General features: G+C 75.0%; 29 protein-coding genes. 3 read left to right on the top strand and 26 right to left on the bottom strand.

The window, feature by feature from the left end:
• Nucleotides 1-3: 3 nt before the first annotated feature.
• From rplW to IEW90_RS02535, 7 genes are all read right to left on the bottom strand, one after another.
• The gene (rplW, locus tag IEW90_RS02565; protein ID WP_188715730.1) at nucleotides 4-303 is read right to left on the bottom strand and encodes a 50S ribosomal protein L23; all 300 of its coding nucleotides are present in this window, start codon (nucleotides 301-303) and stop codon (nucleotides 4-6) included.
• Nucleotides 303-965: a 50S ribosomal protein L4 gene (gene rplD / locus IEW90_RS02560; RefSeq protein WP_188715728.1), complete on the bottom strand. Its 663-nt coding sequence runs from the start codon at nucleotides 963-965 to the stop codon at nucleotides 303-305. The genes rplW and rplD overlap by 1 nt, the downstream gene beginning before the upstream one ends.
• 2 nt (nucleotides 966-967) lie before the next feature.
• Nucleotides 968-1,618, bottom strand: a complete 651-nt coding sequence (gene rplC, locus IEW90_RS02555; protein ID WP_188715726.1) for a 50S ribosomal protein L3 — start codon at nucleotides 1,616-1,618, stop codon at nucleotides 968-970.
• 8 nt (nucleotides 1,619-1,626) lie between these two features.
• Complete coding sequence (gene rpsJ / locus IEW90_RS02550; protein ID WP_021010896.1) at nucleotides 1,627-1,935, bottom strand: 30S ribosomal protein S10; 309 nt, start codon at nucleotides 1,933-1,935, stop codon at nucleotides 1,627-1,629.
• A gap of 351 nt (nucleotides 1,936-2,286) precedes the next feature.
• The gene (locus IEW90_RS02545; RefSeq protein WP_188715723.1) at nucleotides 2,287-3,120 is read right to left on the bottom strand and encodes a hypothetical protein; all 834 of its coding nucleotides are present in this window, start codon (nucleotides 3,118-3,120) and stop codon (nucleotides 2,287-2,289) included.
• Between the two features lie 102 nt (nucleotides 3,121-3,222).
• Nucleotides 3,223-3,666, bottom strand: a complete 444-nt coding sequence (locus tag IEW90_RS02540; RefSeq protein WP_188715721.1) for a hypothetical protein — start codon at nucleotides 3,664-3,666, stop codon at nucleotides 3,223-3,225.
• Nucleotides 3,667-3,786: 120 nt separating this feature from the next.
• A complete protein-coding gene (locus tag IEW90_RS02535; RefSeq protein WP_188715719.1) occupies nucleotides 3,787-4,017 on the bottom strand; it encodes an antitoxin in 231 nt (76 codons plus the stop codon).
• A 160-nt stretch (nucleotides 4,018-4,177) separates the two neighbouring features.
• Here IEW90_RS02535 and IEW90_RS02530 point away from each other — a divergent pair, with 160 nt between their 5' ends.
• The gene (locus IEW90_RS02530; RefSeq protein WP_188715717.1) at nucleotides 4,178-5,092 is read left to right on the top strand and encodes an arginase family protein; all 915 of its coding nucleotides are present in this window, start codon (nucleotides 4,178-4,180) and stop codon (nucleotides 5,090-5,092) included.
• A 249-nt stretch (nucleotides 5,093-5,341) separates the two neighbouring features.
• Here IEW90_RS02530 and IEW90_RS02525 read toward each other — a convergent pair whose 3' ends face one another.
• The 6 genes from IEW90_RS02525 to hutH form a co-directional block, all read right to left on the bottom strand.
• Nucleotides 5,342-6,457, bottom strand: coding sequence for an FAD-dependent oxidoreductase (locus IEW90_RS02525; RefSeq protein ID WP_188715715.1), 1,116 nt, complete (start codon nucleotides 6,455-6,457; stop codon nucleotides 5,342-5,344).
• Nucleotides 6,454-7,167 (bottom strand): methyltransferase domain-containing protein, encoded by a 714-nt coding sequence (locus tag IEW90_RS02520; RefSeq protein WP_188715713.1) that lies wholly within the window; start codon nucleotides 7,165-7,167, stop codon nucleotides 6,454-6,456. The genes IEW90_RS02525 and IEW90_RS02520 overlap by 4 nt, the downstream gene beginning before the upstream one ends.
• Before the next feature lie 7 nt (nucleotides 7,168-7,174).
• On the bottom strand, nucleotides 7,175-8,323 hold the full coding sequence (locus IEW90_RS02515) for a type III polyketide synthase (RefSeq protein ID WP_188715711.1): 1,149 nt from the start codon (nucleotides 8,321-8,323) through the stop codon (nucleotides 7,175-7,177).
• Nucleotides 8,324-8,415: 92 nt separating this feature from the next.
• Nucleotides 8,416-9,606, bottom strand: a complete 1,191-nt coding sequence (hutI, locus tag IEW90_RS02510; RefSeq protein ID WP_229679457.1) for an imidazolonepropionase — start codon at nucleotides 9,604-9,606, stop codon at nucleotides 8,416-8,418.
• Entirely contained in the window at nucleotides 9,603-11,258 is a 1,656-nt protein-coding gene (gene hutU / locus IEW90_RS02505; RefSeq protein WP_188717995.1) for a urocanate hydratase, read from the bottom strand. Before hutU ends, hutI begins: the two co-directional genes overlap by 4 nt.
• Nucleotides 11,258-12,802, bottom strand: coding sequence for a histidine ammonia-lyase (gene hutH, locus IEW90_RS02500; protein ID WP_188715709.1), 1,545 nt, complete (start codon nucleotides 12,800-12,802; stop codon nucleotides 11,258-11,260). The genes hutU and hutH overlap by 1 nt, the downstream gene beginning before the upstream one ends.
• A 174-nt stretch (nucleotides 12,803-12,976) precedes the next feature.
• On the opposite strand from hutH, the gene IEW90_RS02495 reads away from it, so the two are divergent.
• Nucleotides 12,977-13,741: an IclR family transcriptional regulator gene (locus IEW90_RS02495; RefSeq protein ID WP_229679456.1), complete on the top strand. Its 765-nt coding sequence runs from the start codon at nucleotides 12,977-12,979 to the stop codon at nucleotides 13,739-13,741.
• Nucleotides 13,742-13,751: 10 nt separating this feature from the next.
• Here the strand turns inward: IEW90_RS02495 and IEW90_RS02490 are convergent, their stop codons facing one another.
• Nucleotides 13,752-14,984: an MFS transporter gene (locus IEW90_RS02490; RefSeq protein ID WP_188715708.1), complete on the bottom strand. Its 1,233-nt coding sequence runs from the start codon at nucleotides 14,982-14,984 to the stop codon at nucleotides 13,752-13,754.
• 70 nt (nucleotides 14,985-15,054) lie between these two features.
• Between IEW90_RS02490 and IEW90_RS02485 the strand changes: the two genes are divergently transcribed.
• The gene (locus IEW90_RS02485; protein ID WP_188715705.1) at nucleotides 15,055-15,972 is read left to right on the top strand and encodes a LysR family transcriptional regulator; all 918 of its coding nucleotides are present in this window, start codon (nucleotides 15,055-15,057) and stop codon (nucleotides 15,970-15,972) included.
• Nucleotides 15,973-16,002: 30 nt separating this feature from the next.
• Here the strand turns inward: IEW90_RS02485 and IEW90_RS02480 are convergent, their stop codons facing one another.
• The 12 genes from IEW90_RS02480 to IEW90_RS02425 all read right to left on the bottom strand — a co-directional run bounded on the left by IEW90_RS02480 (nucleotide 16,003) and on the right by IEW90_RS02425 (nucleotide 25,897).
• Entirely contained in the window at nucleotides 16,003-16,569 is a 567-nt protein-coding gene (locus IEW90_RS02480) for a hypothetical protein (RefSeq protein WP_188715703.1), read from the bottom strand.
• 117 nt (nucleotides 16,570-16,686) lie between these two features.
• Entirely contained in the window at nucleotides 16,687-16,926 is a 240-nt protein-coding gene (locus IEW90_RS02475; RefSeq protein ID WP_229679455.1) for an SCO4848 family membrane protein, read from the bottom strand.
• Nucleotides 16,923-17,492, bottom strand: coding sequence for a dTDP-4-dehydrorhamnose 3,5-epimerase family protein (locus tag IEW90_RS02470; protein WP_188715701.1), 570 nt, complete (start codon nucleotides 17,490-17,492; stop codon nucleotides 16,923-16,925). Before IEW90_RS02470 ends, IEW90_RS02475 begins: the two co-directional genes overlap by 4 nt.
• 26 nt (nucleotides 17,493-17,518) lie before the next feature.
• Complete coding sequence (locus IEW90_RS02465; RefSeq protein ID WP_188715699.1) at nucleotides 17,519-18,286, bottom strand: hypothetical protein; 768 nt, start codon at nucleotides 18,284-18,286, stop codon at nucleotides 17,519-17,521.
• 84 nt (nucleotides 18,287-18,370) lie between these two features.
• A complete protein-coding gene (gene tuf / locus IEW90_RS02460; RefSeq protein WP_188715697.1) occupies nucleotides 18,371-19,564 on the bottom strand; it encodes an elongation factor Tu in 1,194 nt (397 codons plus the stop codon).
• Nucleotides 19,565-19,716: 152 nt separating this feature from the next.
• Complete coding sequence (gene fusA / locus IEW90_RS02455; protein ID WP_188715695.1) at nucleotides 19,717-21,831, bottom strand: elongation factor G; 2,115 nt, start codon at nucleotides 21,829-21,831, stop codon at nucleotides 19,717-19,719.
• 82 nt (nucleotides 21,832-21,913) lie between these two features.
• Nucleotides 21,914-22,384: a 30S ribosomal protein S7 gene (gene rpsG / locus IEW90_RS02450; RefSeq protein WP_188715693.1), complete on the bottom strand. Its 471-nt coding sequence runs from the start codon at nucleotides 22,382-22,384 to the stop codon at nucleotides 21,914-21,916.
• A complete protein-coding gene (rpsL, locus tag IEW90_RS02445; protein ID WP_021010916.1) occupies nucleotides 22,384-22,758 on the bottom strand; it encodes a 30S ribosomal protein S12 in 375 nt (124 codons plus the stop codon). Before rpsL ends, rpsG begins: the two co-directional genes overlap by 1 nt.
• A gap of 260 nt (nucleotides 22,759-23,018) precedes the next feature.
• Complete coding sequence (locus IEW90_RS02440; RefSeq protein WP_188715686.1) at nucleotides 23,019-23,852, bottom strand: hypothetical protein; 834 nt, start codon at nucleotides 23,850-23,852, stop codon at nucleotides 23,019-23,021.
• A 46-nt stretch (nucleotides 23,853-23,898) separates the two neighbouring features.
• The gene (locus tag IEW90_RS02435) at nucleotides 23,899-24,774 is read right to left on the bottom strand and encodes a hypothetical protein (RefSeq protein WP_188715684.1); all 876 of its coding nucleotides are present in this window, start codon (nucleotides 24,772-24,774) and stop codon (nucleotides 23,899-23,901) included.
• Entirely contained in the window at nucleotides 24,771-25,292 is a 522-nt protein-coding gene (locus tag IEW90_RS02430; RefSeq protein WP_188715681.1) for a hypothetical protein, read from the bottom strand. Before IEW90_RS02430 ends, IEW90_RS02435 begins: the two co-directional genes overlap by 4 nt.
• Nucleotides 25,289-25,897 (bottom strand): hypothetical protein, encoded by a 609-nt coding sequence (locus tag IEW90_RS02425; protein WP_188715679.1) that lies wholly within the window; start codon nucleotides 25,895-25,897, stop codon nucleotides 25,289-25,291. The genes IEW90_RS02430 and IEW90_RS02425 overlap by 4 nt, the downstream gene beginning before the upstream one ends.
• Nucleotides 25,898-25,918 lie beyond the last annotated feature (21 nt).

Below are 25,918 nucleotides of genomic sequence, written 5' to 3'. Positions count from 1 at the left end.
GCCTCAGCCGACAGCCGTGAAGATGTCGATCGAGCCCGACTTGAGCGTGACGATGGCGCGCTTGGTGTCCTTGCGCTTGCCCGTCCCGAAGCGCGTGCGGCGGGTCTTGCCGTTGCGGTTGAGCGTGTTGACGCGAGCCACCTTGACGCCGAAGATCTTCTCGATCGCGAGACGGATCTCGGTCTTCGAGGCGCGCGGGTCGACCTCGAACGTGTAGCTGCCCATGTCGATGAGCGCGTAGCTCTTCTCCGACACGATCGGGCGGATGATGATGTCGCGAGGGTCCTTGTTGTAGCCGCTCATCACTGGTCCTTCTCTGCCTTGTCGGCCTTCGTGCCGGTCTTCGCGGCGACGAACGCCTCGTAGGCGGCCTTCGAGAACACGATGTCGTCGCTCACGAGCACGTCGTACGCGTTGAGCTGGTCCCACGAGAGGACGTGGACCTCGGGGAGGTTGCGGACCGACAGGGCCGCGATCTCCTCGGTGCGCTCGAGCACCACGAGGACGTTCTTGACGACGCCGAGGGTGCCGAAGAGCTCGACCGCGGTGCGCGTCTTGGGCGTCTCGCCCGAGACGAGCGACTCGACGACGTGCAGCCGGCCACCGCGAGCGCGGTCCGACAGCGCGCCGAGGAGGGCGGCGGCGATCATCTTCTTGGGGGTGCGCTGCGAGTAGTCGCGCGGCACGGGGCCGTGGACGATGCCACCGCCGGTGTGCTCGGGGGCGCGGATCGAGCCCTGACGGCTGCGACCGGTGCCCTTCTGCTTGAACGGCTTGCGGCCGGCGCCCGAGACCTCACCGCGGTTCTTCGTCTTGTGGGTGCCCTGGCGCGCTGCGGCGAGCTGGGCGACGACGACCTGGTGGATCAGCGGGACGTTGGTCTGGACGTCGAAGACGCTCGCGGGCAGCTCGACCGAGCCGGCCTGCTTGCCGTCGGCGTCGAGGATGGCGACCTGGGTGGTCATGCTCAGGCTCCCTTCACAGCGTTGCGGACGAACACGAGTCGGCCGCGGGCACCGGGGACGGCGCCCTTGACGAGCATGAGGCCCTGCTCGACGTCGATCGAGTGGACCGTGAGGTTCAGCACCGACACGCGGTCCCCGCCCATGCGGCCGGGCATCCGCTTGCCGCGGAAGACGCGGCTCGGCGTGGCCGAGGCACCGATGGAGCCCGGCTTGCGGTGGTTGCGGTGCGCACCGTGCGACGCGGAGACGCCCGCGAAGTTGTGGCGCTTCATGACACCGGCGAAGCCCTTGCCCTTGGAGGTGCCGACGACGTCGACCTTCTGGCCGGCGGCGAACAAGTCGACCGACAGCTCCTGGCCGAGCTCGTACTCGCCGGCGTTGTCCGTGCGGACCTCGGCGAGGTTGCGGCGGGGCGTGACGCCTGCGGCGTCGAAGTGGCCGGCAGCGGGCTTGTTGACCTTGCGGGGGTCGACCTGGCCGGCGGCGATCTGGATGGCCGCGTAGCCGTCCTTGTCCTGGGTGCGGATCTGCGTGACCACGTTCGGGGTGATCTCGAGCACCGTGACCGGGACGAGCTTGTTGTGCTCATCCCAGACCTGGGTCATCCCGAGCTTCGTGCCGAGCAGGCCGCGCGTCGTCGTGATCTTCGACATGGCGTTCCTTAGAGCTTGATCTCGATGTTGACGTCAGCGGGCAGGTCGAGGCGCATGAGCGAGTCGACGGCCTTGGGCGTCGGGTCGATGATGTCGATGAGTCGCTTGTGCGTGCGCTTCTCGAAGTGCTCGCGGCTGTCCTTGTACTTGTGAGGGGAACGGATCACCACGACCACGTTCTTCTCGGTCGGCAGCGGCACCGGGCCCACCACCGTCGCGCCCGCACGGGTCACGGTGTCGACGATCTTGCGCGCCGACGAGTCGATGACCTCGTGGTCGTACGACTTCAGTCGGATGCGGATCTTCTGTCCCGCCATGGCTGACTCCATCTCCTGTCGACGCAGCCGGATGCCCGGCTGCTCGCAACGCACTCTCGAGTGCACCGCTGTTCTTCTGTCAATGCCCCGGAGGGCGCGCACCGAAGCTGAGCGCGGACGTGCCGCGCTCGGCTTCGGCGAAGTTCGTGTCAAGCTGCCCGCGGCCCAGGATCGTGATCGTCCTGTGCACTGCCAGAGCAGTGAGCGACGCGCAGGGCGCCGCGTTTGCAACCTGACGATTCTCGCACGGGATCGGATGCCCGTGCAACCCGGGCGTGTCGCGCGCTCCGCCGCGCCGTTCCGCGGAAGTCGGCGCCCCGCCTCGCCCGCACCGGCGCTGTCGCGCGACCGTCAGCCGCGCGCCGCCGCGCCCGCGCGCAGCGCGCCCACGATGGCCGCCGGCACGAGCGCTGCGAGCAGCACCGCGCCGAGGAGCGAGCCGCCGAGGTGCCAGAAGGCGTCGCCGGTGGCCGCGCCGGCCGCGATGGCGGCGACGGCCGCCGCGACGACGAGCAGGACGAGCGCCGTCGCCCGCCCGCCGGTGCCGATGAGGCCGGCTGCGCGGCGCGCGAGGCGCGCGAGCGCGAGCCAGGCCGCGCAGACGACGAGCACGGCCGGCACGATCCAGAGCGCCTTCACCTCCCCCGCCCCGAGCAGCAGTGCGGCGCCGCTGCCGGCGAGCAGGAGCGCCCAGCACTCGGCGAGCGCTCGCCGCGTCGCCGGCGACGGCCGCCAGCGGCCGGGGGCGTCCGTCGACGGCGCGACGGCCCGGGCGGCGGCGCGCGACAGCGCCGTGCCGAGCGGGACGCCCGGCAGCCCCGCCACCAGGAGCCACAGCGCGAGGGAGGTGCCCGGCCGCACGGCGGCCTCGACCGCGAGCGCTGCGCCCGCGCCGAGGAGCACCACGGCGATGAGGACGAGCACGCGCGCGCTCGTGCCGCGCTCGACGAGCTGGTGCGCTGCCGCGACCGCCACGGCGAGCCAGAGCAGCAGCACGGCGCTGAGGAGCACCCCCAGCAGAGGCTCGGGCCGATCGGCGCGGAAGCGCGGCAGGAGCAGCGCGATCGCCCCGCAGAGCTGGATGGCGGCGACCTCGACCGCGGCCCGTCGGGCCGACGCCGCCGCCTCGGCCCGCGTGGGGCGGTGCGCCGCGGCCGGTGCTGGAGGGATGGCGCCCTCGGTCATGCACGGGACGGTACGCCCGGCCGCTCTCGATCGGCGCAGGCCCGTGCCAGGGGTGCGTCAGCGTCGCGCCAGGGCTCGATCGGTCCGCGCTCTCGGGTCCGGTCAGCGTGCGCGCGGATCCCGCGCCGCGACGGCGCGGGACAGCGCGACGCCCGCGAGCCCGCCGACCACCGTGATCGCCATGGCGGCGAGGCCGACCGCCGCCGGCGCGGACGACGCCGCGGCGCCGTCGAGTGCCGCCATCGCGCCGAACCCGGCGCCGAGCAGCAGCGCGAGCGCGCAGAGCGCGACGGCGCGCGGCACGCCGCGGCGCATCCGGGCCGCGAGGCCGAGGGGCGTCATGACGACGATCCACAGCACGGCCGGGATGGCCACGAGCTGCATCGCGCCTGCGAGGCGCGCGTCGCCCGTCCCCTCGAGCGCGCCGATGCCGAGCGCCGCGGCCGCGGCGACGGCTGCCATCGCGGCGGCCTCGAGCACCGCCATGCCCGCCGCGCGCCCGAGCGCGATGTGGCGCCGGTGGGCGGATGCGGCCTCGAGCGCCATGGGCCGACGCTAGGAGCGGAGGCTGGGAGGGGGCCGTGGCGGCCCGGCCCGCCGCCTCAGGATCCCCCGTGGACGTGCGGAGGGGCGGGGATCGCTCCCCGCCCCTCGATCTGCCGTCGCCTATCGGCGCGGCGCGTCGTCCTGCGGCTGCGTCGTGGCAGCGTCTGCGTCGGTCTGGCCGATGAACCGATCGGCGTGCTCCTGCACGGTGTCGGTGTGCTCGGCGAAGCGTCCGCCGGTCAGCCGGTCGAAGCCGTCGCCAGCGCCCTGGATCACCCGGTCGCTGGTCTGCTCGCCCTGCTCGCCGTCGAGCGCTGCCTTCGCCTTGTTCACGAGGTCCTCGATGCCCATCCAGGCCTCCTCCCGCTCCCGCCGCGCCGATCGCGGCGCCAGGCATCCACCGAAGCACACGGCGACGGCCGGCGCCAGGGGGACGTCCTGTGCGGGTGCGATGGATCGCGCGGCGGGCTCCGGCGGGCTCCGCCGCCGACGGCTGGCTAGGGTCGCAGGCATGACCCTCCCCCACGACCCGAGCTGGCCGCGCGCCGGCGGCTGGCCGGCGCTCGACGAGGTCGACGGCGACCTCGACGCCGCGCTCGTCGGCCTCGGCACCCACGCGACCTCGCTGAGCCCGACCTCCGCCCACACGACCCCGCCCGCCGTGCGCGAGGCGCTGCGCCGGTACTCCCCGCACGCCGCGGGCCACGGCGACGTCGGCGCGCTCGTCGTCGCGGACGCGGGCGACGCGGCCGATCCCGACGGCGACGAGGCGGGCGCGACGGCGCTCGTCGCCCGAGCGGCGGCGCGCGCGCGGCTCGTCGTGGCGATCGGCGGCGACAACGCCGCGACCGTGCCGGCGGCGCTCGGCGCGTGGGGCGCGGCCGACGGCGCCCCGGGTGCGGTGGCGACGGCGGGCCTCATCACGATCGACGCGCACCACGACCTCCGCGACGGGCGCAGCAACGGCTCGCCCGTGCGGCGGCTCCTCGACGCGGGCCTCGACGGCAGCCGCGTCGTGCAGATCGGCATCCAGGACTTCGCGAACTCCCGCCACTACGCCGAGCGCGCCGCCGCGGCCGGCATCACGGTCGTGCCGCGCGCCGCGTGCGAGGAGGCGCCGATGGTGGCGATCGCGCAGCGGGCGCTCGCGATCGCGGGCGCCGCGGGCGGCCCCGTGCACGTCGACGTCGACGTCGACGCGTGCGACCGGGCGGTCGCGCCCGGCTGCCCGGCGTCGACGCCCGGCGGGCTGAGCGCGTGGCAGCTGCGCGAGCTCGTGCGGGCGCTGGCCTCCTCGCCGCTCGTGCGCTCCATCGACCTCACCGAGGTCGACGCATCGGCCGACGCGCCCGACGGCCGCACGGTGCGGCTCGCGGCGCTCTGCGTGCTCGAAGCCCTCGCGGGCCTCGCCTCGCGCGACGCCTGACCGCCTCCGCGCGCTCGGGCGCTGCCGGCCCCCAGCGGCATCCGTGAGCGGTCGATCCGTGCGATCGAGTGGTCGATCCGCGCGATCGCTGGTCGCTTCGTGTCGTGATCGGTCGCTCCGTGCAGCAGATCGTGACCACGCATCGCTGGAGACGACCGCTCGACGGCACGGACTGGGCCGACGAGCGGCCAGGAACGGGTCGCACTCGGGACAGCGCCTCGGCGGCCCTGCGGGCGCCTCGCGGCGGCGTCAGAGGCCGCGCATCGTGAAGGAGGCGGCCAGCATCGTGCTCGCGGGCGGCGTCGCGAGCGCGCGCACGAGCGCCGTGCGCGCGGCGAGCCGCGCGGGGCTGCAGGGCGCGCCCATGCGCATGTTCCAGGCGGCGCGGCGCATCGCGCGGCGTGCAGCGGCCCGGCGGGCGCGCGCCCACGCCTCGACGGGCGCCTCGTCGGCGGTCGCGATCGCGCGCAGCAGCGCCTCCTCGAGCGCGGCCGCGTCGAGCCATCCGAGGCTCATGCCCTGGCCGCCGATCGGGCTCAGCTCGTGCGCGGCGTCGCCGAGCAGCGCGACCCGGCCGCGCGCGAACGCGTCGGCGAGCCGCTGGCGGGCGACGAACGCGCTCACGGGCGCCTCGTCGACGATCGGCGGCTCGTCGCCGATCCGCGCTGCGACGACCGCGCGCAGCCCGGCCGCGGCCATCCCGTCGCCCGGACCGTCGAGCCGCGCGACCCAGCGTCGGCCGCCGTGGACGAGCGGGAACGACTCCACGATGCCGCCCGGCTCGATGTGCAGCGCCGCCGCGTGCGGCAGCCCCGTGCGGTCGGGGCCGTCGGCCATCGCGTAGTGCGCCTCGCCGGGCAGCGCCGTCCTGCCGATGCCGAGCATGCCGCGCAGCTGGCCGCGCACGCCGTCGGCCGCGACGACCCAGCGCGCCTCCACGGCGCCGCCGTCGGCGAGCCCGAGACCCACCGCCCCGTCGCCCGGATCGATGCCGGTGACACCGGCGCCCGTGCGCAGCGCATCGGGCGCGAGCGCCTCGAGCCGCTGCCGCAGGAGGGCCTCCGTGCGGTGCTGCGGGAGGGAGCGGATGGGGCTCGCGTCGAAGCGGAGCGTGCCGAGCTCGCGGCCGCGCGACATCGCGACGCCCGCGCGGATCGCGACGGCCTGGTCGCGCACGTGCGCGCCGATGCCCGCGCGGTCGAGGGCGCGCAGGCCAGGCGGGTGGATGCCGATCGCGCGCGAGCCGCCCTGCGGCTCGGAGCGCCGCTCGAGCACGACGACGTCGAGCCCCCGCTGCGCGAGCAGGCAGCCGAGCAGCAGGCCCGCCGAACCCGCCCCCACGATCGCGACGTCGTGCCCGCTCACGGCTCGTGCACCACCTCGAGCCGGGAGGGCACCGCCCGACGCACGCGCCAGCCGTCCGGCAGCGCGGGCGCGAGCTCCGCCGCCGTCCAGCTGCGGCGGATCGAGGCGAGCCCGTCGGCGCGGATGAAGGAGCCGCGCAGGATCGTCGGCTCGAGCGGCAGCGTGCCGACCGCGAAGCCGAGCCAGCCGAGCATCGAGCGCTCGATGTCGCCGTGCACGACGACGCCGCCCGGCGCGACGAGCCGCTCGCTGTCGGCGAGCAGCGCGCCGAGCTCGTGCGGCGCGAGGTGGTGGAGGACGTGGTTCGAGAGCACGACGTCGAAGCGCCGGCCCTCCGCCACCAGGTCGCCGGTGGCGGCCTGCCGCAGCGCCACGCCCTCCACGGGCGGGAGCGCCCGCGCGTAGGCGATCGCGCGCGGCTCGGGGTCGATGCCGAGCACCTCGACGCGGGCGCCGCGGCTGGCCGCCCAGCGGGCGAGCGAGCGCGGCAGGTCGGCGCCACCCGTGCCGACGTCGAGCACCCGCAGCGGCCGGTCGGCGCGCAGCCGCGGCACGATCCATCGGCGCCGCACGGCGCCGGGCGCCGAGACGACGGCGTTCACGAGCCCGAACCGGGCGTAGGTGCGTTCGAGCGCCTCCGGGTCGCACCCGGGCTCGTCCATCAGCTCGCGCGCAGACGCGTCGCGCGCGCGGAGCGGGCCGAGCGGCATCCTCGGCTCAGCCCTGCACCGTGAGCAGCCCGGACTCGACCGTGAGGCCGGGGCCGAAGGCCATGGCCGCGACGCGGTCGCCGTCGGCGGTCGCGGGGTCGCGGAGGATGCGGTCGAGCACGAAGAGCACCGTGGCGCTCGACATGTTGCCGTAGTCGCGGAGCGTGTTCCGCGCGGGCGCGAGCTGCGCCTCCGAGAGCCGCAGCGTCGACTCCACCTTGTCGAGGATGCTGCGGCCGCCCGGGTGGATGGCCCAGTGCTCGATCGCGTCGCCGGCCCGCTCCTCCGCGAGCGCCGCGGCGAGCGGCGCCTCCGCGTCGAGCAGCGGCGCGATCGCGCCCGTGATGTGCTCGCCGATGAGCGACGGCACCGCGTTCGAGAGCACCATCTCGAAGCCGTGGTCGCCGATCCGCCACGCCATCGCGCCCTCGCCCGTCGGGGTCGTGCGGGTGGCGAAGGCGTCGAGCCGCAGCGCCCGCTCCCCCGCGGCGGGGGGCCGCGCGGTGACGATGCCGGCGCCCGCGCCGTCGCCGAAGAGCGAGGTGGCGACGATCGTGTCGGGGTCGTTCGAGGTGCGCAGGTGCAGCGTGCACAGCTCGACGCTCACGACGAGCACCACCGCCTCGGGATCCGCCTGCACGAGCTGCGAGGCGAGCCGCAGCGCCGGCATGGAGGCGTAGCAGCCCATGAAGCCCAGGTGGTAGCGCTGCACTCCGGGCCGAAGGCCCAGGTCGCGGGCGAGCACGAAGTCGGGCCCGGGCGCGTAGAAGCCCGTGCAGGAGACGGTGATGACGTGCGTGACGTCGTCGCGCTCGACCGAGCCCGCCGCGGCGATCGCGGCGGCGCCCGCCTCGACGTAGAGGCGGGTCGCGTGCTCGGCGTAGCGGTCGTTGCGCAGCCGGGTGCCCGGGTCGAGCAGGAGGCCGCTCGCCCGGTCGAAGAACTCCGGCTCGCGCGCGGGCTCCGTGCGTAGGTCGAGCTCCTCGAGCACCGTGTAGCGCCGCTCGATGCCCGAGCCGCCGAAGGACGTGCCCACGATGCGCTGCGACAGCCGCGTGAGGTCGGGCTGCGCGCCGAACACCTCCGCGACCTCGGGCTGGAGCAGCTCGGTCGGCGGCACCGCCGTGGACAGTCCCTGCAGCGTCACCGTCGTCATGCCGCGACCCTAGAGGGGGACACTGCGCGCAAGCCCAGTGCGCGCTGGGCGCCGCAGCGCCGCACGGCCCGGCCGGCCATCGGCCGAGCCTGTCAGCGCACCCGCTCCCCGCGCCGCCAGACGGCGCCAACGAGCGGCACGCCCGGCCGGTACGCGAGGTGCGCGGCCGACGGCGCCTCGAGCAGCTGCAGGTCGGCGCGCGCGCCGGGCCGGATGCGGCCGAGCGGCGGGCGCCCGTCTGCGTCCTCGCCGTCCCGACCCAGTGCGATCGCCCCGCCGAGCGTCGCCGCCCGCACCGCCTCCTCGACGGTCAGGCCCATCTGCAGCACCGCGGTCGCGACGCAGAACGCCATCGAGGTCGTGTACGAGGTGCCGGGGTTGCAGTTCGTCGCGATCGCGACGACGGCGCCGGCGTCGAGCAGGCGACGTGCCGGGGCGAGCGGCATGCGGGTCGACAGGTCGCAGGCGGGCAGCACCGTGGCGACGGTCCCGATGCCCGCTGCCCACGAGCCTGCGAGCGCCGCGACCTCCTCGTCGTCGAGGAATGCGACGTGATCGACGCTCCGCGCGCCCAGCTCCACCGCGAGCCGCACGCCGGGCCCCGGCCCGAGCTGGTTGCCGTGCACGCGCAGCGCGAGCCCCTTCGCCGCGCCCGCCTCGAGCACGCGTCGGGACTGCGCCTCGTCGAAGGCGCCGCGCTCGCAGAACACGTCGATGGCGTCGACGAGCGGCGCGACCGCGTCGAGCATGGGACCTGCCACGTGCTCGACGTACGCGTCGGCATCCCATCCCTCCGGCACGAGGTGCGCGCCGAGGAAGGTGACGGCCTCGGCACGGCCGCGGGCGACCCGGGCGCTGCGCACCTCGTCGTCGATCGTCAGGCCGTACCCGGTCTTCGCCTCGAGCGCCGTCGTGCCGCCCGCGAGCGCCTCGTCGGCGAGGCGGTCGAGCGTCGCCGCGAGCTCGGCGTCGCTCGCTGCGCGCGTGGCGTCGACCGTCGTCGCGATGCCGCCCGCCGCGTACGCCTGCCCCGCCATCCGCGCCTCGAACTCCGCCGAGCGGTCGCCCGCGAAGACGGGGTGCACGTGGCTGTCGACCCAGCCGGGCAGCGCCGCGCGGCCCGCGGCGTCGAACCGCTCGTCGGCCGCCGGCGCCCGGGACGCCGGCCCGACCCACGCGATCCGCTCCCCCTCGACCACGACGGCGGCGTCGGCGACGCGGCCCAGCTCGTCGTCGTTCGTCGTCAGCTCGCCGATGCCGTCGATGAGGAGGGCCACGCTCACGCCTCCCGCATCGGCACGCGCACCTCGTGCTCCTCGGCGAACGAGATCGCCTCGCCGTAGCCGGCGTCGACGTGGCGCAGCACGCCCATCGCCGGGTCGTTCGTGAGCACGCGCTCGAGCTTCTGCGCGGCGAGCGGCGTGCCGTCGGCGACCGTCACCTGCCCGGCGTGGATCGAGCGGCCGATGCCGACGCCGCCGCCGTGGTGGATCGACACCCAGCTCGCACCGGACGACGTGGAGACGAGCGCGTTGAGCAGCGGCCAGTCCGCGATGGCGTCGGAGCCGTCCTTCATCGCCTCGGTCTCCCGGTACGGGCTCGCGACCGAGCCCGAGTCGAGGTGGTCGCGGCCGATCACGACGGGCGCCGAGAGCTCGCCGCTCGCCACCATCTCGTTGAAGCGGAGCCCCGCGCGGTGCCGCTCGCCGGCGCCGAGCCAGCAGATGCGGGCGGGCAGCCCCTGGAAGTGCACGCGCTCCTGCGCCATGCGGATCCAGCGGTGCAGGTGGGCGTCGTCGGGGAACAGCTCGAGGATCGCCTCGTCGGTGCGGCGGATGTCCTCCGGGTCGCCCGAGAGCGCTGCCCAGCGGAACGGGCCCTTGCCCTCGCAGAACAGCGGGCGGATGTACGCGGGCACGAAGCCGGGGAACGCGAAGGCGTCCTCGAAGCCGCCGAGCAGCGCCTCCGCCCGGATCGAGTTGCCGTAGTCGAACACCTCGGCGCCGGCCCGCTGGAAGCCGACCATCGCCTCGACGTGGCGGGCCATCGACGCGCGCGAGCGGACGGTGAAGCCCTCGGGGTCGCGCTCGCGCTCGGCCTGCCAGTCGTCGAAGGCGACGCCGCTCGGCAGGTAGGCGAGCGGATCATGGGCGCTCGTCTGGTCGGTGACGACGTCGATGGGCGCGCCCATCGCGAGCAGCTGCGGCACGACGTCGGCGGCGTTGCCGTGGATGCCGATCGACAGCCCTCGGCCGGCGTCGCGCGCCTCGACGGCGAGCTCGAGCGCGTGCTCGACCGAGTCGGCGAGCACGTCGAGGTAGCGGTGCTCGATCCGGCGGTCGATGCGCGAGCGGTCGACCTCGATGCAGATGGCGACGCCGTCCTGCATCGTGACCGCGAGCGGCTGCGCGCCGCCCATCCCGCCGAGGCCGGCCGTGAGCGTGATCGTGCCGGCGAGGCTCTCGCGGCCGAGCGCGCGGGCGACGGCGCCGAAGGTCTCGTACGTGCCCTGCAGGATGCCCTGCGTGCCGATGTAGATCCACGAGCCGGCCGTCATCTGGCCGTACATCGTGAGCCCCTCGGCCTCGAGCCGGCGGAACTCCGGCCACGTCGCCCAGTCGCCCACGAGGTTCGAGTTGGCGATGAGCACGCGCGGCGCCCACTCGCTCGTGCGCAGCACGCCCACGGGGCGGCCCGACTGCACGAGCAGCGTCTCGTCGGCCTCCAGCCGCTCGAGCTCGCGCACGATCGCGTCGTACGAGCGCCAGTCGCGCGCGGCTCGGCCGGTGCCGCCGTAGACGACGAGCTCGTCGGGGTGCTCGGCGACCTCGGGGTCGAGGTTGTTCTGCAGCATCCGCAGCACCGCCTCCTGCTGCCACCCCTTCGTGTGCAGCTCGGTGCCGCGGTGCGCGCGGACCGGACGTGCGCCCTCCATCATGCGTTCCCTCCATCGTGGTGGATGCCGGCGGCCGCGAGCAGCGCACCGGATGCGACGAGCGCGCGGGTGCGCTCGATGTCGTCGGCGAGGAGGCGGTCGGGCCCGATGCCCGGCACGTCCTCGCGGATCGTCGCGATGGCGGCGCCCGTGCGCTCACCCGCGGCGTCGTCGCGCAGCTCGATGCCGCGCGCCGCCGTCATGACCTCGATCGCGAGCACCCGCTCCAGCCCGTCGATCGCGCGGCGCAGCTTGCGCGCGGCGCCCCAGCCCATCGACACGTGGTCCTCCTGCATCGCGCTCGACGGGATCGAGTCGACGGAGGCCGGCACGGCGAGGCGCTTGAGCTCGGAGACGATCGCGGCCTGCGTGTACTGGGCGATCATGAGCCCGGAGTCGACGCCCGGGTCGTGCGCGAGGAACGGCGGGAGGCCGTAGGAGCGCGCCGGGTCGAGGAAGCGGTCGGTGCGGCGCTCGCTCATGGACGCGACGTCGGCGATCGCGATCGCGAGGAAGTCGAGCACGGCCGCGATGGGCGCGCCGTGGAAGTTGCCGTTCGAGACGACGCGGCCGTCGGGCAGCACGACGGGGTTGTCGATCGCGCTCGCGAGCTCGACGGCGCCGACGCGCTCGGCGTGGGCGGCGGTGTCGCGCGCGGCGCCGTGCACCTGCGGCGCGCAGCGCAGCGAGTAGGCGTCCTGCACGCGGGTGTCCTCGGGGCCCTTGTGGCTCGCGACGATCGGGCTGCCGGCGAGCAGCGCCGCGATCTGCGCGGCGCTCGTCGCCTGGCCCGCGTGCGGGCGGAGCGCCATGAGCTCTGCCGCGAAGGGCGCGTCGGTGCCGAGCAGCCCCTCGACGCTCATGGCGGCGGCGAGGTCGGCGGTGTCGAGCAGGCGGTCGAGGTCGGCGAGCGCCATGCAGAGCATCGCGAGCATGCCGTCGGTGCCGTTGATGAGGGCGAGGCCCTCCTTCTCGGCGAGCACGACCGGCTCGAGGCCGGCGCGGCGGAGCGCCTCGGCGGCGTCGAGCAGCTCGTCCTCGACGCGCACCGTGCCCTCGCCCATCGCCGCGAGCGCCATGTGCGAGAGCGGCGCGAGGTCGCCGGAGCAGCCGAGCGAGCCGTGCTCGCCGACGACGGGGTGGATCCCGGCGTTGAGCATCGCCGCGTACAGCTCGACGGTGGCGCGGCGCGCGCCGGTGCGGCCGGTCGCGAGCGTCTGCAGGCGCAGCAGCATGAGGCCGCGGACGACCTCTGCCTCCACCTCCGGACCCGACGACGCGGCGTGCGAGCGGATGAGCGACTGCTGCAGGCGGGTGCGGTCGGCGGGGGCGATCGCGGTGTTCGCGAGCGCGCCGAAGCCGGTCGAGATGCCGTAGTGGGGGCGCACGTCGCTCGCGAGCGCGTCGACGACGGCGCGGGAGGCGTCGATCCGCTCGAGCGCGGCGGGGCTGAGCGCGATGCGCGCGCGGTGGCGGGCGACCTGCACGACCTGGTGGCGGTCGAGCGGCGCGTCTCCGATGACGATCTCCTGCATGGCTCCCATCCCACCCGTTCGCGCGCTCTGGCGCACCGCCTCCCGCTCCAGTACCGTCTGAGATCTCAGACTGCGTCGTCGAGCGGTCACCTGTGGTCGCCGATGCGCCGCGCTGGCGCCAGCACGTGACCGCTCGGGCGCGATCGGGGCGGCAGCGACCGGTCGGATGGGGAGGAGGGGCGGATGGGGATGCCGCGGATGCCGGCGGCGCGCAGCGCGCTGCGGGTGCTCTCGCTGCTCGCCGAGCAGCCGGGGCCCGTGCGCGCGTCGACGATCGCGCGCGAGCTGGGCCTGCCGCGCTCGAGCGCGTACCAGCTGCTCCAGGTGATGCGCGACGAGGGCTTCCTCGTGCACTACCCCGAGCTCGGGGCGTGGGGGCCGAGCGCGCGCGTGCAGCAGATCGGCTCGCGCGTCGCCGCCGCCACGCGCCTCGAGCGGCTCGCGCAGCCCGTGCTCGACCGGCTCGTCGCCGAGGCGCCGCTGCCCTCGACGAGCCACCTCGCCGTGCTCGCGGGGCGCGACGTCGCGTACGCGGGCCGCGGCGCGGGCCGGCGCTCCCCCGTGACCGTCTCGCGGGTGGGCGTGCGGCTGCCCGCCGTGCGCACCGCCACCGGGCGCGCGCTGCTCGCCGCGCTCGGCGACGACCAGGTGCGGGCGCTGCTCCCCCACGACCGCGACCTCGCGGGCGAGCGGCCCGCGACGCGGCAGGCGCTCACGACGCTCCTCGGCGCCGTCCGCCGACGCGGCTGGGCGACGGAGGCCGGCGAGGTCGACCCCTCGTACGGCTCGGTCGCCGCCGCGGCCTTCGACGCGACGGGCGCGCCCGCCGCCGCCGTCGGCCTCACCTTCCGGATGGCGGACGCCGGTCCCGGCGGGGACGACTGGGCGTCGCTCGGCGAGCGCTGCGCCGCAGCGGCCCGCGAGCTCGGGCGACGCCTCGGCGGCTGAGCGAGCGCGGTCAGCGAGCGGAGGCCGCCGGCTCCGGCGCGCCCCCGCGGCGGGCCGACCACGCCGCGGCGAGGGCGACGGCGAGCGACACGAGCACCATGCCCATGGCGCAGGCCGTGAGCGCGAGCCAGCCGCCAGCCTCGAACGGCAGCCCGAGCACCCACCCGAAGACGGCCGAGCCGACGTAGAAGGCGATCGTGTACAGGGCGCCGGCCTGCGCGCGGGAGGCGGCGCTCGCCCGCGCGCCCACCTGCGAGGCGGCGGTCGCGTGCGCGACGAAGAAGCCGAGCGTCGCCACGACGAGGCCCGCGACGACGGCCGGCAGCGGCGGCAGCGCGAGGAGGGCGAGGCCGACGAGCATCGTCGCGTGCCCCGCGACCATCGTCGTGCGCGCGCCGAGCCGGCCCGCGATCCAGCTCGATGCGCGCGAGCCCGCGGTGCCGGCTGCGTAGGCCAGGAAGATGAGCGAGGCGACGGCCGGCGCGAGCGCGTACGGCGGCGCCTCGAGCCGGAACGCGAGGTAGTTGTAGACGCCCACCTGCACGCCCACGAGCAGGAACGACTGGAGGTAGAGGGGCCGCAGCCCCCGGCCGCGCAGCGCCTCCGCCATGCGGCTCCGGCGCGACCCCGACGGTGCCGACGGCCCTGCCCCGCGCCCGCGCACCGCGAGCAGGAAGACGAGGATCGCGACCGCGCCGAGCGCGACGACCACGAGCACCGCCCACCGCCAGCCGAGCAGCGGCGCGAGCGGCCCGACGACGAGCCGGCCCGCGGCGCCGCCCACCGAGGTGCCTGCGATGTACGCGGCGGCGACGGTCGCGGCGGCGCGCCCGCTCAGCCGCTCGTAGGCGACGGCGACGCTGAGGGCCGGCACGGCGCCGAGCGCCGCGCCGCCGAGGAAGCGGATCGCGAGGAGCGCCTCCGTGCTCGGCGCCACCACCACCGCGGCCGACAGCACGACCGAGCCGATCGCCGCGGCGCGCATCATCGCCAGCTTGCCGAAGCGGTCGGCGGCGAACGCCCACGGGATGACCGAGACGGCGAGGCCCGCGGTCGCGAGCGACACGGTGAGCGCTGCCTCCGAGGGGCTCGCGCCCAGCTCTCGCGCGAGCTGCGGCAGCGCGCCCTGGATCGCGTAGAGCTGCGTGAAGGTCGCGAGGCCCACCGCCAGCAGCGCCACCGTGAGGCGGCGGGGCGAGATCGCCACCGGCGCGCGCTCGAGGAGGGCTGGCGAGGCGGTCATGCTGTCGACGCTAGGCCGCCGTCGAGCGAATGACCAATGCGCCGACACCCCGTTCCCATACGCTGGCGGCATGCATCCTGACCCCCACGACGCGCGGCTGCTGCGCGACCTGCCCGTGCTCGTCGCCGTGCGGCGCACGGGCACGGTGACCGCTGCGGCCGACGAGCTCGGCATCCCGCAGCCGAGCGCCACCCGCGCGCTGCAGCGGATCGCGGCCGTCGTCGAGGCACCGGTCGTGCGGCGCGAGGGCCGCGGGGTCGTGCTCACCGCCGCCGGCGAGGCGCTCGCCGGCGCGGGCGAGCAGGCGCTGCAGGCGATCGGCGACGCGCTGGCCTCGGTGGCGCGCGCCGGCTCGATCGGGGCGAGCGAGGTCGGGATCGCGTTCCAGACGATGCTCGGCGAGCGGCTGGTGCCGGAGGCGATCCGCCGCTTCCGCGCGCGCTGGCCCGACGTCGCGCTGCGGCTCCAGCACGGCTCGCGCGCGAGCTGCGTCGGGGCGGTCGTCGACGGGAGCGCGGACATCGCCGTCGTCGCGGCGCCGCCCGCCGAGATCGGCGCCGTGACGATGCTCTACGCCGAGCCGCTCGTCGCCGTCGCCGCGGCCGAGCATCCGCTCGCCGCGATGCACGAGGTGTCGGTCGAGGCGCTGCGGCGCTGGCCGCAGATCATGCTCGCGCCCGGCTACGGCATCCACGACGCCGTGGAGGCGCTCTTCGCGGCCGACGGCGGCGAGGTGCCCGAGCCCGCGCTCGTGGTCGGAGAGTACCGCGCCGCGCGCGGGCTGGCCGCCGCGGGCCTCGGCGTCGCGGTGCTGCCCCCGAGCCCGTCGCGCATCGACGACGGCGTGCGCGAGGTGCCGGTGCGGCATCCGCTCGCGCGGCGCGAGATCGGCGCGGTCGTCGCCGACGAGCAGGAGCCCGTGGTGCAAGAGCTGCTGCGGGCGCTGCTCGAGGCGACGGCGCGGCGCGGCGCCGCGGTCGCCGGCTGAGCCGACGGTTCCGCGGCGCCGCGCGCTCCGTCAGGCCTGGCGGCCGTCGAGCGGATCCTGCGCGCTCGCGTCGCCGGCGGGGTCGCCGACGGGCGCGCTCGGATCGAGCGCGCCGGGTCCGGTCGGCGCCTCCGGTCCGCCGGGCGCCGTCGGCGCGCCGGGCGCACCGGGGGCGTCGGGCAGGGGCGTGACCTCGGGCTCCTCGGGGCCGGGCGACTCGCCCGGGGTCGGCGCCCCGGGGCCGGGCTCGAGCGGCTCACCGGCCGTGCCCGCCGCGTCGGCGGCGCCGGGAGCCTGCGCCTCCATCGCGGCGATGCGCGCCCTGTGCTCGTCGATCGCGGCCTCGCCCTCCTCGACGGTGCGCTCGTAGGCGCGGCCCGTCGCATCCGCGACGAACGTCGCCTGGCCGTCGATGCCCTGCGCGGGATCCGGCCCCGCGGCGTCGCCGCCGGCGGGGATCGCCTCGCCCGTCTGCTCGTCGGCGCGCGGCGGGAGGTCGCCGGTGCCGCTGGGGGCATCGTCGGGCCGTCCGCCCGGGAGCGCCTGCTCGTCGTCGAGCGGCTGGTCGCCGCCGTCGCGGATGTCGCTGTCTGCCATCTCGCACCTCCGTGTCGTGGGGTCGGCACGGCTGCGCCGACCTGTCCCCCGACCCAACCGCACGAGCCTGGACGCGGCCGCACCGCGGCCTGCGCGCGCGATCAGCGCCGACGCGCCTCAGCGCGCGATGAGCCACCAGACGCCGACCACGGCCTGCGCGAGGGCGATCACGAGCGCGGTGCCGATGAGCACGGCGTGCACCCGCAGGAACCGCGTGGCCCGGCCGTCGGCATCGCGGGCGCGCGGATCGGCGGCGACGCGGCGCCAGAACGGCGGCCAGACGATGGCGCTGAACGCCGCGCCGACGAGCAGCAGGATCGCGGCCGCGAGGCCGAGCGCCTCCACGCCGGCCGTCACGCGTGCTCGCCGAGCACCTCGGCGAGGGTCGGGGCGGCGAGGTCCTTCGCGCTCACGCTCGAGCGGTCCTCCGTGTCGACCGGCAGCGGCCACGCGATGCCGAGCGCCGGGTCGAGCGGGGTGAGCGCGACGCCGGTCATGCCGGGCACCCACTCCGAGGTGAAGCAGTAGACGTACTGGGTCGGGCTGTCGCCCGTCGACTGGAAGCCGTTGCAGACGCCCTCGGGCACGAGGATCTGGGTGCCGGGCTCGAGCGCGGTCTGGAAGACGGCGCCGCGGGTGGGCGATTCGGGCCGGGCGTCGACCCACGCGCCCCACGCGGTGCCGTGCGCGATGGCGATGAGCTTCACCATCGACTCGCCGTGCATGCCGCGGATCGCCCCCGGGTTCGTCTCGGTGACGTTCACCTGCTGGAAGGCGGGCAGCGGGATCCCGGCGGCCTCGAACGCCGAGGCGCGGAAGAACTCGCGCACCGTGCCGCGCTCCTCGCGCACCTGCTTCATGCGGATGAGCGCGAGCCCGTCGATCGGGGTCTGCTGGACGTCGAAGTCGATGATCTCCACCACGCGTCGAGCCTAGGCGACCGCGGCGGTCACGCCTCGTCGTCGCGCGCGGCGGCGACGAGCCTCGGACGCACCGCGGCCGCCAGCGCGGCCGGCCACCACGGCTGGTCCCCTGCCGCGTCGGCCGCGAGGTCGGCGAGCGCGAGCGCGGCGCCCGCGTCGCCGCGGGCGATGATGCCGTCGAGCGCGGCCGCGAGCTCGGGCTCGGTGCGCTCGACCCGGCGCCACGGGTCCTGCGCGTCGTCCGCGCCGCGGAGCGCGGCGACGAGTCCGAGCAGCGCGTCCGCGGCGTCGAGCAGGTGGCGACGGGCGACGAGCCGCTCGCCGCGGGCGCCGCGGCCGGCGCCGACGAGGAGCGCCCGGTGCAGCGCGGTCGCGAGCGTGCGCGGATCGCGCTCCGGCGGTGCGAGCGTCGGCAGCATGCGGGACGCGAGCCCGCCCGCGCGGTCGACCGCGACGCGCAGCGCGCCGCTGCGGCTCAGGCCGACCTCGTCGGGCGCGAAGACCGCGTACTCGAGCAGGTGGCCGTCGACGAAGACCACCCACGCACCGTGCGCCGTGTCGCGCTCGTGCAGCGCGATGCCCGCCGCTCGCCGCGGGAGCCAGTCGGTCCGCGCGCGCAGCTGCTCCGCCGAGCCCGGTTCGGCGACGACGAAGAAGTCGTGGTCGCTCCACGCGTCCGGCGCGTGCGCCGTCCTCGCCGTGCTCCCGACCAGCACGAGGCCGAGCACGCCGTCCGCCTGCGCCGCCCAGGCGACCAGCCGCTCCGACCACTCGTCGAACTCCGCGCGCTCCACGTGGCCGAGCCTAGGGCGCCGAGCTGCGCCCGGGCATGCAGAAGGGCCCCGCCGGAGCGGGGCCCTTCCAGCAAGTCAGAGGACTTACTTGATGATCTTCGTGACCGTGCCGGCACCGACGGTGCGGCCGCCCTCGCGGATGGCGAAGCCGAGGCCCTCCTCCATGGCGATCGGCTGGATCAGCTCGACCGTCATGTCGGTGGTGTCACCGGGCATGACCATCTCGGTGCCCTCGGGCAGCGAGATGACGCCCGTCACGTCCGTCGTGCGGAAGTAGAACTGCGGGCGGTAGTTCGTGAAGAACGGGTTGTGGCGGCCGCCCTCGTCCTTGGACAGGATGTACGCCGTGCCCTCGAAGTTGGTGTGCGGCGTGACCGAGCCCGGCTTGACGACGACCTGGCCGCGCTCCACGTCCTCGCGCTTCGTGCCGCGGAGGAGGAGGCCACAGTTCTCGCCGGCCCAGGCCTCGTCGAGCTGCTTGTGGAACATCTCGATGCCCGTGACGGTGGTCTTCTGGGTCGGGCGGATGCCGACGATCTCGACCTCCGAGTTGATGCCCAGCGTGCCGCGCTCGGCGCGGCCCGTGACGACCGTGCCACGACCGGTGATCGTGAAGACGTCCTCGATCGGCATGAGGAACGGCTTGTCCTTGTCGCGCACGGGGTCCGGGATCGACTCGTCGACGGCCTCCATGAGCTCGAGGACGGCGTTGACCCACTTCTCGTCGCCCTCGAGAGCCTTGAGGCCCGAGACGCGGACGACCGGCGCGTTGTCGCCGTCGAAGTCCTGCGACGAGAGGAGCTCGCGGACCTCGAGCTCGACGAGCTCCAGGATCTCCTCGTCGTCGACCATGTCCGACTTGTTCAGCGCGACGAGCAGGTACGGCACGCCGACCTGCTTGGCGAGCAGCACGTGCTCGCGCGTCTGGGCCATCGGGCCGTCGGTCGCGGCGACCACGAGGATCGCGCCGTCCATCTGCGCGGCGCCCGTGATCATGTTCTTGATGTAGTCGGCGTGACCCGGGGCGTCGACGTGCGCGTAGTGGCGCTTCGGCGTCTCGTACTCGACGTGCGAGATGTTGATCGTGATGCCGCGCTGGCGCTCCTCGGGAGCGGAGTCGATCGAGGCGAAGTCGCGCTGCACGTTGGTCGCCGACGGGTACTTGTCGGCCAGGACCTTGGAGATCGCCGCGGTGAGCGTCGTCTTGCCGTGGTCGACGTGACCGATCGTTCCGATGTTGACGTGCGGCTTGGTCCGCTCGAACTTGGCCTTAGCCACTATGTCCTCCTAGGACTTCTCATGCGTGCACCGCCGCGTCGCGGCAGGGCTTCGGGGTGGTGGTGATCAATGGTACTGGGGGTGCCGGTCCAGGGAAAACCGGGCCGGCTGGGCGGTGGGACGGGGCGGCAGCACGGCTGCCGCCCCGTCGATCACTCGCCCTTGCTCTTCTGGACGATCTCCTCCGAGACCGCCTTGGGGACCTCGGCGTACGTCGAGAACTCCATCGAGTAGACGGCGCGGCCCGAGGTCTTCGAGCGCAGGTCGCCGACGTAGCCGAACATCTCCGAGAGCGGGACGAGGGCCTTGACGACCTTCACGCCCTGGGCGTCCTCCATCGACTGGATCTGCCCGCGACGCGAGTTCAGGTCGCCGATCACGTCGCCCATGTACTCCTCGGGCGTGCGGACCTCGACGGCCATGAGCGGCTCGAGGAGGGTCGGCTGCGCCTTGCGGGCAGCCTCCTTGTACGCCATCGAGCCGGCGATCTTGAACGCCATCTCCGAGGAGTCGACGTCGTGCGCCGCGCCGTCGAGCAGCGACGCCTTGACGCCCACCGTCGGGAAGCCGGCGAGCACGCCGACCTGCATGGCGTCCTGGATGCCCGCGTCGACCGAGGGGATGTACTCGCGGGGCACGCGGCCGCCGGTGACGGCGTTCACGAACTCGTAGGTCTCGTCGGCCGTGATCTCCATCGGCTCGAGCTTGATCTGGATCTTCGCGAACTGGCCCGATCCACCCGTCTGCTTCTTGTGGGTGTAGTCGAACTTCTCGATCGTGCCCTTGAGCGTCTCGCGGTAGGCCACCTGGGGCTTGCCCACGTTTGCCTCGACCTTGAACTCGCGCTTCATGCGGTCGACGAGGATGTCGAGGTGGAGCTCGCCCATGCCCTTGATGACCGTCTGGCCCGTCTCCGGGTTGTTCTCGGTGCGGAAGGTCGGGTCCTCCTCGGCGAGCTTCTGGATGGCCGTGGAGAGCTTCTCCTGGTCGGCCTTCGTCTTCGGCTCGATCGCGACCTCGATGACCGGGGCCGGGAACGTCATCGACTCGAGGATGACGGGGCTGGCCGGGTCGGAGAGGGTGTCGCCCGTGGTGGTGTCCTTGAGCCCGATCACCGCGTAGATGTGACCGGCGGTCACCTCGTCGACGGGGATCTCCTTGTTGGCGGCCATCTGGAAGATCTTGCCGATGCGCTCCTTCTTGCCCTTCGTCGAGTTGACGATGGCGGCGCCCGAGTCGGCGTGACCGGAGTACACGCGGACGTAGGTGAGGCGACCGAAGAAGGGGTGGACGGCGACCTTGAACGCGAGGGCCGAGAACGGCTCGTCGCGGTCGGCGTGGCGCTCGATCTCGACCTCGGGGTCCTTGGCGTCGTGGCCGGGGATGGCCGGGACGTCGAGGGGGCTCGGGAGGTAGTCGACGACCGCGTCGAGCATCGGCTGCACGCCGCGGTTCTTGAACGCCGAGCCGCAGAGCACGGGGTAGACCTCGCTCGCGAGCGTCAGCTTGCGGATGGCGCCCTTGACCTCGGCGATCGAGAGCTCCTCGCCCTCGAAGAACTTCTCCATGAGCGCGTCGTCGGTCTCGGCGACCGTCTCGAGCAGCTTGGCGCGGTACTCCTCGGCCTTCTCCTTGAGGTCGGCCGGGATCTCCTCGACCGTCCACTCGGCGCCCATCTTCACGTCGCCCTTCGCGTCGCCGCGCCAGGTCTTCGCGTTCATCTCGACGAGGTCCACGACGCCCTCGAACGACGACTCGGCGCCGATCGGGAGCTGCAGGACGAGCGGCTTCGCGCCCAGTCGGTTGATGATGGTGTCGACCGTGAAGTAGAAGTCGGCGCCCAGCTTGTCCATCTTGTTGACGAAGCAGATGCGGGGGACGTCGTACTTGTCGGCCTGGCGCCAGACGGTCTCGGACTGGGGCTCGACGCCCTCCTTGCCGTCGAATACGGCGACGGCGCCGTCCAGCACGCGCAGCGAGCGCTCGACCTCGACCGTGAAGTCGACGTGGCCGGGCGTGTCGATGATGTTGATCTGCGTGCCCTTCCAGGCCGCCGTGATCGCCGCGGACGTGATGGTGATGCCGCGCTCCTGCTCCTGCTCCATCCAGTCCATCGTGGAGGCGCCGTCGTGCGTCTCGCCGATCTTGTGGTTGACGCCCGTGTAGAACAGGATGCGCTCGGTGGTGGTGGTCTTGCCGGCATCGATGTGCGCCATGATGCCGAAGTTGCGCACCTTGGTCAGGTCCTTCTGGGCCTCTTGAGCCACTGGGTTCCTCCGAAGTGATGGATGGGGAGAGGGAAGTGTGGGGTGGGTGCGCCCCGCGCGAGCGCGGAGCGCACCCGGGCTGTCACCAGCGGTAGTGCGCGAAGGCCTTGTTCGACTCGGCCATCTTGTGCGTGTCCTCGCGGCGCTTCACCGCGGCGCCGAGGCCGTTGGACGCGTCGAGGATCTCGTTCATGAGGCGCTCGGTCATGGTCTTCTCACGACGGGCCTTGGCGTACGAGACGAGCCAGCGGAGCGCGAGCGTGTTCGCGCGGTGCGGCTTGACCTCGACGGGGACCTGGTAGGTCGAGCCGCCGACGCGGCGCGACTTCACCTCGAGGGTCGGACGGATGTTGTCCAGGCCCTTCTTGAGGACGACGACCGCGTCCTGGCCCGACTTGGCGCCGACGCCGGCGAGCGCGCCGTAGACGATGCGCTCGGCGAGGCCCTTCTTGCCGTCCAGGAGGATCTTGTTGACGAGCTGCGAGACGATCGGTGCGCCGTAGACGGGATCGGCAACGACCGGGCGCTTGGGAGCGGGACCCTTGCGAGGCATTACTTCTTCTCCATCTTCGCGCCGTAGCGGCTGCGAGCCTGCTTGCGGTTCTTCACGGCCTGGGTGTCGAGCGCGCCGCGCACGATCTTGTAGCGCACGCCGGGGAGGTCCTTCACACGACCGCCGCGGACGAGCACCATCGAGTGCTCCTGGAGGTTGTGGCCCTCACCGGGGATGTAGGCCGTGACCTCGGTGCCGTTCGAGAGCTTCACGCGAGCCACCTTGCGGAGCGCCGAGTTCGGCTTCTTGGGGGTGGTCGTGTAGACGCGGGTGCAGACGCCGCGCTGCTGGGGGTTGGCCTTGAGCGCGGGCGCCTTGGTCTTCGAGACCTTCGGCGACCGGCCCTTGCGGACCAGCTGCTGGATGGTGGGCACGTTGCTTCCTTCTGCTGCACGGTGACAGCGTTCGATGTGGTTCGCCGGAGTCCGGCTCCATCGGTGCATCCGCCGCGCGCTCGCGCGCTCCCTGCTGGGGGCGGATATGCCGTGGGGGTCCGCGGGAGGCCCCGCTCGCCCGTGCGCGCTCCGCGAGCCCGGCGCATGGCACGGGGCGCATGACGCAGGGCGCGCATGTGCGCACACCCGACCAATGCTACGCCGCGTGACGTGCGGCGGTCAAGGCGGCGGCGGCGCGCTCAGGCGCGCGCGAGGGCCGGCACCGCGATCTCGCCGTCGTACGCGCTCCACACGAGCCATCGCCACGGCCCGATCGCCGCCGCCTGGGCGAGCACGTCCGCGTCGATGCCGTCCGGGAGGCCCGTCAGCCACGCGGTGCCGTCGACGTGGGGACCGCGGCGCGCGAGCCGCTCGGCGTCCCGCCGCAGGTCGGCCCCGGCATCCCGCCACGCGACGCGGGAGCGATCCGCGAGGGTCGGCGCGGGGCGGTCCGCGCGGGTGCGCGCGGCCACCACCACGGATGCGACGAGCGTCGCGACAGCGGCGATCGTCCAGACCAGCACGCCCGCCTCTCCGCCCGCGTCGAGCAGCGCGGGCTCGCGGGAGGCGTTCAGCACGAGCGCGACGCCGACGAGCAGGGCGACGAGGATGCCGATGGCGGGGGCGCCGGAGATGCGGCGCGCGGCCGCCGGCACCCACGCCGCGAGCGCGACCATGAGCGCGGCGCCGATCGCCATCGCCGGCGGCGACACCTGCATGACGAGCGTCGGATCCTGCGGATGCCGGGGCGGCAGCATGCCGGCGCTGCCCGCGACGGCGGCGAGGACCGCGATCGCGGCCAGCCACATCCAGCCCTCGGCCGCCCTGCGCTCGCTCGGCGACGGCGCCGACCCGTCGCCGACCCGGACGTGCTGCACGGCGCTGAGCGCCGCGACGGCCTGCCGGCGTCCCTGGTGCAGCTGCCGCAGCGCTGCCGCGCGCTCGGGATCGAGGGGCCGCAGCGCCTCGATCGCCGCCTCGGCGATGCGCGCGACGGTCGCGTCGTCGCCCGAGAGCCGCAGCACGCGGCTCATGCCGGCGCCCCTGCTCCCCCGGCGTCGCCGGTCGCGGCGCCCATGCTCACCGGCCGGCGCCGGGCTCGACCGCCGCGGAGCCGGTGCCGCGGACGACGACGGAGGCGAGGAAGTCCAGGTGCGCCGTGCCGAGCGGTGCGGCGATGAGGCGCTCCGCCTCGTCCTCGGCGAGCGCCGCGGTGCCGACGAGGGCGCGGAGCGAGGCCGCGCGGTCTGCGACGAGCACGGCGGCGGCGGCGCGCGGCACCTCGCGCTGCGCGAGCGCGACGCGCTGCTCGGCGTCTCGGCGCGCCTGGGCGCTCCGCTCGGCGATGGTGCGGCGCAGCGCGGCGGGGGCGTCGTCGGCACGCTGGCGCGCCGTGGGGTCCCCGGCGCGCGCGACCGCGCACCAGATCGCGGCGACGATCCCCAGGGCGGCGACCGCGACGGCGAGCGCCGCACCGAGCTGGAGGCCGGCCACGAGCAGGATGACGGCGACGACCGCGGCGATGCCCGCCACGACCTCGACGACGATGGTCTGCGAGCGCGACGGCGGCGTGGTCCGGCGCGCGCGGAGCGCCTCGGGCGAGACGAGCAGCACCGCGACGGCGAGCAGCGCGACCGACCCCGGCCAGGTCTCCTCGGCGGGCGCCTGCCCCCGAGCGAGGTGGAAGGCGAGGCCGCCGCCTGCGGCGAGGGCCGCGAGGCCGAGGCGCAGCTTCGTGGCGCCGCCGGCGTAGCCGACGCCGAGCGCCGCGCGCTGCTCCGCGGCTGCGGCACCCGCGACGCCGTGGGCCGCGCGCTGGAACGCCGTGCCCGCCTCCCGCAGGGCCTCGCCGAGCGGCGGGTGCGCCTCCGTCGCCGCGGCCAGCTCGATCTCGGACGCGCGCGACGGCCCCAGGCCGGGCTTGGCGGTGCGCGCGAGCTCGCTCGCCGCGCTCACGCGGCGACGTCCAGGCTCGCGACGAGCGTGTCGCCGCGGCCGATGAGCGCCGCGGTCGTGAGCGGCGGGGCAGGCTCGCAGGCGAAGATCGCGACGCCGCCCTCGAGCGCGACCGCGAGCGACCACGCCGTCGCCCGCGTGCCGTCGTCGAAGGCGTACGGCAGCGACCAGAGCGCGCGGACCGCGGGCCGCCCGCCGAGCTCGTAGTGCTCGACGACGGGCTCGGTGTACGTCTCCTCCATCGGCTGCACGAGCGCCTCGAGGCCATCGGCGTCGGGCGTCTCGGACGCGCCGACGAAGCCGTGGACGAGCGCCGGCGCGGGCAGGCCGGGCTCGTGCAGCAGCAGCTCGAACTGCGACGCCGGCATCCGCAGGTCGAGCGCGGCCCGCACCTGGTCCTCCTCGGCCCCGAGCCCCATGGCGTGGGCGACAGCGGCGTCCTCCACCTCGGGGGACGACGGGAGCGCCGGCAGGACCGTCCAGACGCCCTCGTCGACGACGAGGCCGATCTCGTTCATGCGGCCCACCGGAAGGTCGCGAGCATCGCGTCGGCGAGCAGCACGAGCTGCCGCGCGACCTCGTCGGGCAGCTCGGCGCCGTCGGCGCCGGCGACGATCACGGCGCTGAGCAGCAGCCCCTGGCGCCGCGACGTGCCGGGGACGGCGACGAGCCCGTTGCGCGTGATCGTGCGCACGGTCGAGCCGTCGATCCGCGCAGAGGTCTCCTGCGTCCACGCGAGCACCGGGCTGCCCTCGGCGAGCGGGGCTGCACCGCGCTCGCGCACGAGCTCGCCCACGTAGTCGTCGAGGCTGCCGCCCGCGGGTGGGCGGAGCCGGGCGGCGACCATCGACATGGGCGTCATCGCCTCGGGATCGTCGGTCTCCTGCAGGAACATCCGCACGACCTCGCGCCCGCCGCCGCTGCGCAGCGCGGCACGGAGCTGCGAGCGCAGCTGCGCGTCGACATCGGGGCGGCCGTGCCGCTTCAGGACGGCCGTCGCGCGCTCCTCGAGCTCCGCGATCGCGGCCTCGTCGGCGTCGACCGCGCGCCAGCCCGGCGGCAGCAGCAGGGCGAAGTCGGGCCACGCCGCGACCTCGGGGACGGGCTCGGCTCGCACGCTCATGCGACCACGCTACCGACGCGC

This window comes from Agrococcus terreus, assembly GCF_014645235.1.
GTDB lineage: Bacteria > Actinomycetota > Actinomycetes > Actinomycetales > Microbacteriaceae > Agrococcus > Agrococcus terreus.
Note: the sequence above shows the minus strand (reverse complement) of the source record. Positions and strands in the feature narration are given on the sequence as shown.

Bases quoted from the DNA above. Each gene is read 5' to 3' on its own strand.
- IEW90_RS02530 (WP_188715717.1), top strand. From the start codon at position 4,178: ATGACCCTCCCCCACGACCCGAGCTGGCCGCGCGCCGGCGGCTGGCCG.
- hutU (WP_188717995.1), bottom strand. From the start codon at position 11,258: ATGGAGGGCGCACGTCCGGTCCGCGCGCACCGCGGCACCGAGCTGCAC.
- IEW90_RS02425 (WP_188715679.1), bottom strand. From the start codon at position 25,897: ATGAGCGTGCGAGCCGAGCCCGTCCCCGAGGTCGCGGCGTGGCCCGAC.
- IEW90_RS02490 (WP_188715708.1), bottom strand. From the start codon at position 14,984: ATGACCGCCTCGCCAGCCCTCCTCGAGCGCGCGCCGGTGGCGATCTCG.
- IEW90_RS02520 (WP_188715713.1), bottom strand. From the start codon at position 7,167: ATGCCGCTCGGCCCGCTCCGCGCGCGCGACGCGTCTGCGCGCGAGCTG.
- rpsJ (WP_021010896.1), bottom strand. From the start codon at position 1,935: ATGGCGGGACAGAAGATCCGCATCCGACTGAAGTCGTACGACCACGAG.
- IEW90_RS02535 (WP_188715719.1), bottom strand. From the start codon at position 4,017: ATGGGCATCGAGGACCTCGTGAACAAGGCGAAGGCAGCGCTCGACGGC.
- rplC (WP_188715726.1), bottom strand. From the start codon at position 1,618: ATGTCGAAGATCACGACGACGCGCGGCCTGCTCGGCACGAAGCTCGGG.
- IEW90_RS02440 (WP_188715686.1), bottom strand. From the start codon at position 23,852: ATGAGCCGCGTGCTGCGGCTCTCGGGCGACGACGCGACCGTCGCGCGC.
- IEW90_RS02485 (WP_188715705.1), top strand. From the start codon at position 15,055: ATGCATCCTGACCCCCACGACGCGCGGCTGCTGCGCGACCTGCCCGTG.
- IEW90_RS02545 (WP_188715723.1), bottom strand. From the start codon at position 3,120: ATGACCGAGGGCGCCATCCCTCCAGCACCGGCCGCGGCGCACCGCCCC.
- IEW90_RS02540 (WP_188715721.1), bottom strand. From the start codon at position 3,666: ATGGCGCTCGAGGCCGCATCCGCCCACCGGCGCCACATCGCGCTCGGG.
- IEW90_RS02430 (WP_188715681.1), bottom strand. From the start codon at position 25,292: ATGAACGAGATCGGCCTCGTCGTCGACGAGGGCGTCTGGACGGTCCTG.
- rpsG (WP_188715693.1), bottom strand. From the start codon at position 22,384: ATGCCTCGCAAGGGTCCCGCTCCCAAGCGCCCGGTCGTTGCCGATCCC.
- IEW90_RS02515 (WP_188715711.1), bottom strand. From the start codon at position 8,323: ATGACGACGGTGACGCTGCAGGGACTGTCCACGGCGGTGCCGCCGACC.
- IEW90_RS02495 (WP_229679456.1), top strand. From the start codon at position 12,977: ATGGGGATGCCGCGGATGCCGGCGGCGCGCAGCGCGCTGCGGGTGCTC.
- rplD (WP_188715728.1), bottom strand. From the start codon at position 965: ATGACCACCCAGGTCGCCATCCTCGACGCCGACGGCAAGCAGGCCGGC.
- rplW (WP_188715730.1), bottom strand. From the start codon at position 303: ATGAGCGGCTACAACAAGGACCCTCGCGACATCATCATCCGCCCGATC.
- IEW90_RS02480 (WP_188715703.1), bottom strand. From the start codon at position 16,569: ATGGCAGACAGCGACATCCGCGACGGCGGCGACCAGCCGCTCGACGAC.
- hutH (WP_188715709.1), bottom strand. From the start codon at position 12,802: ATGGGAGCCATGCAGGAGATCGTCATCGGAGACGCGCCGCTCGACCGC.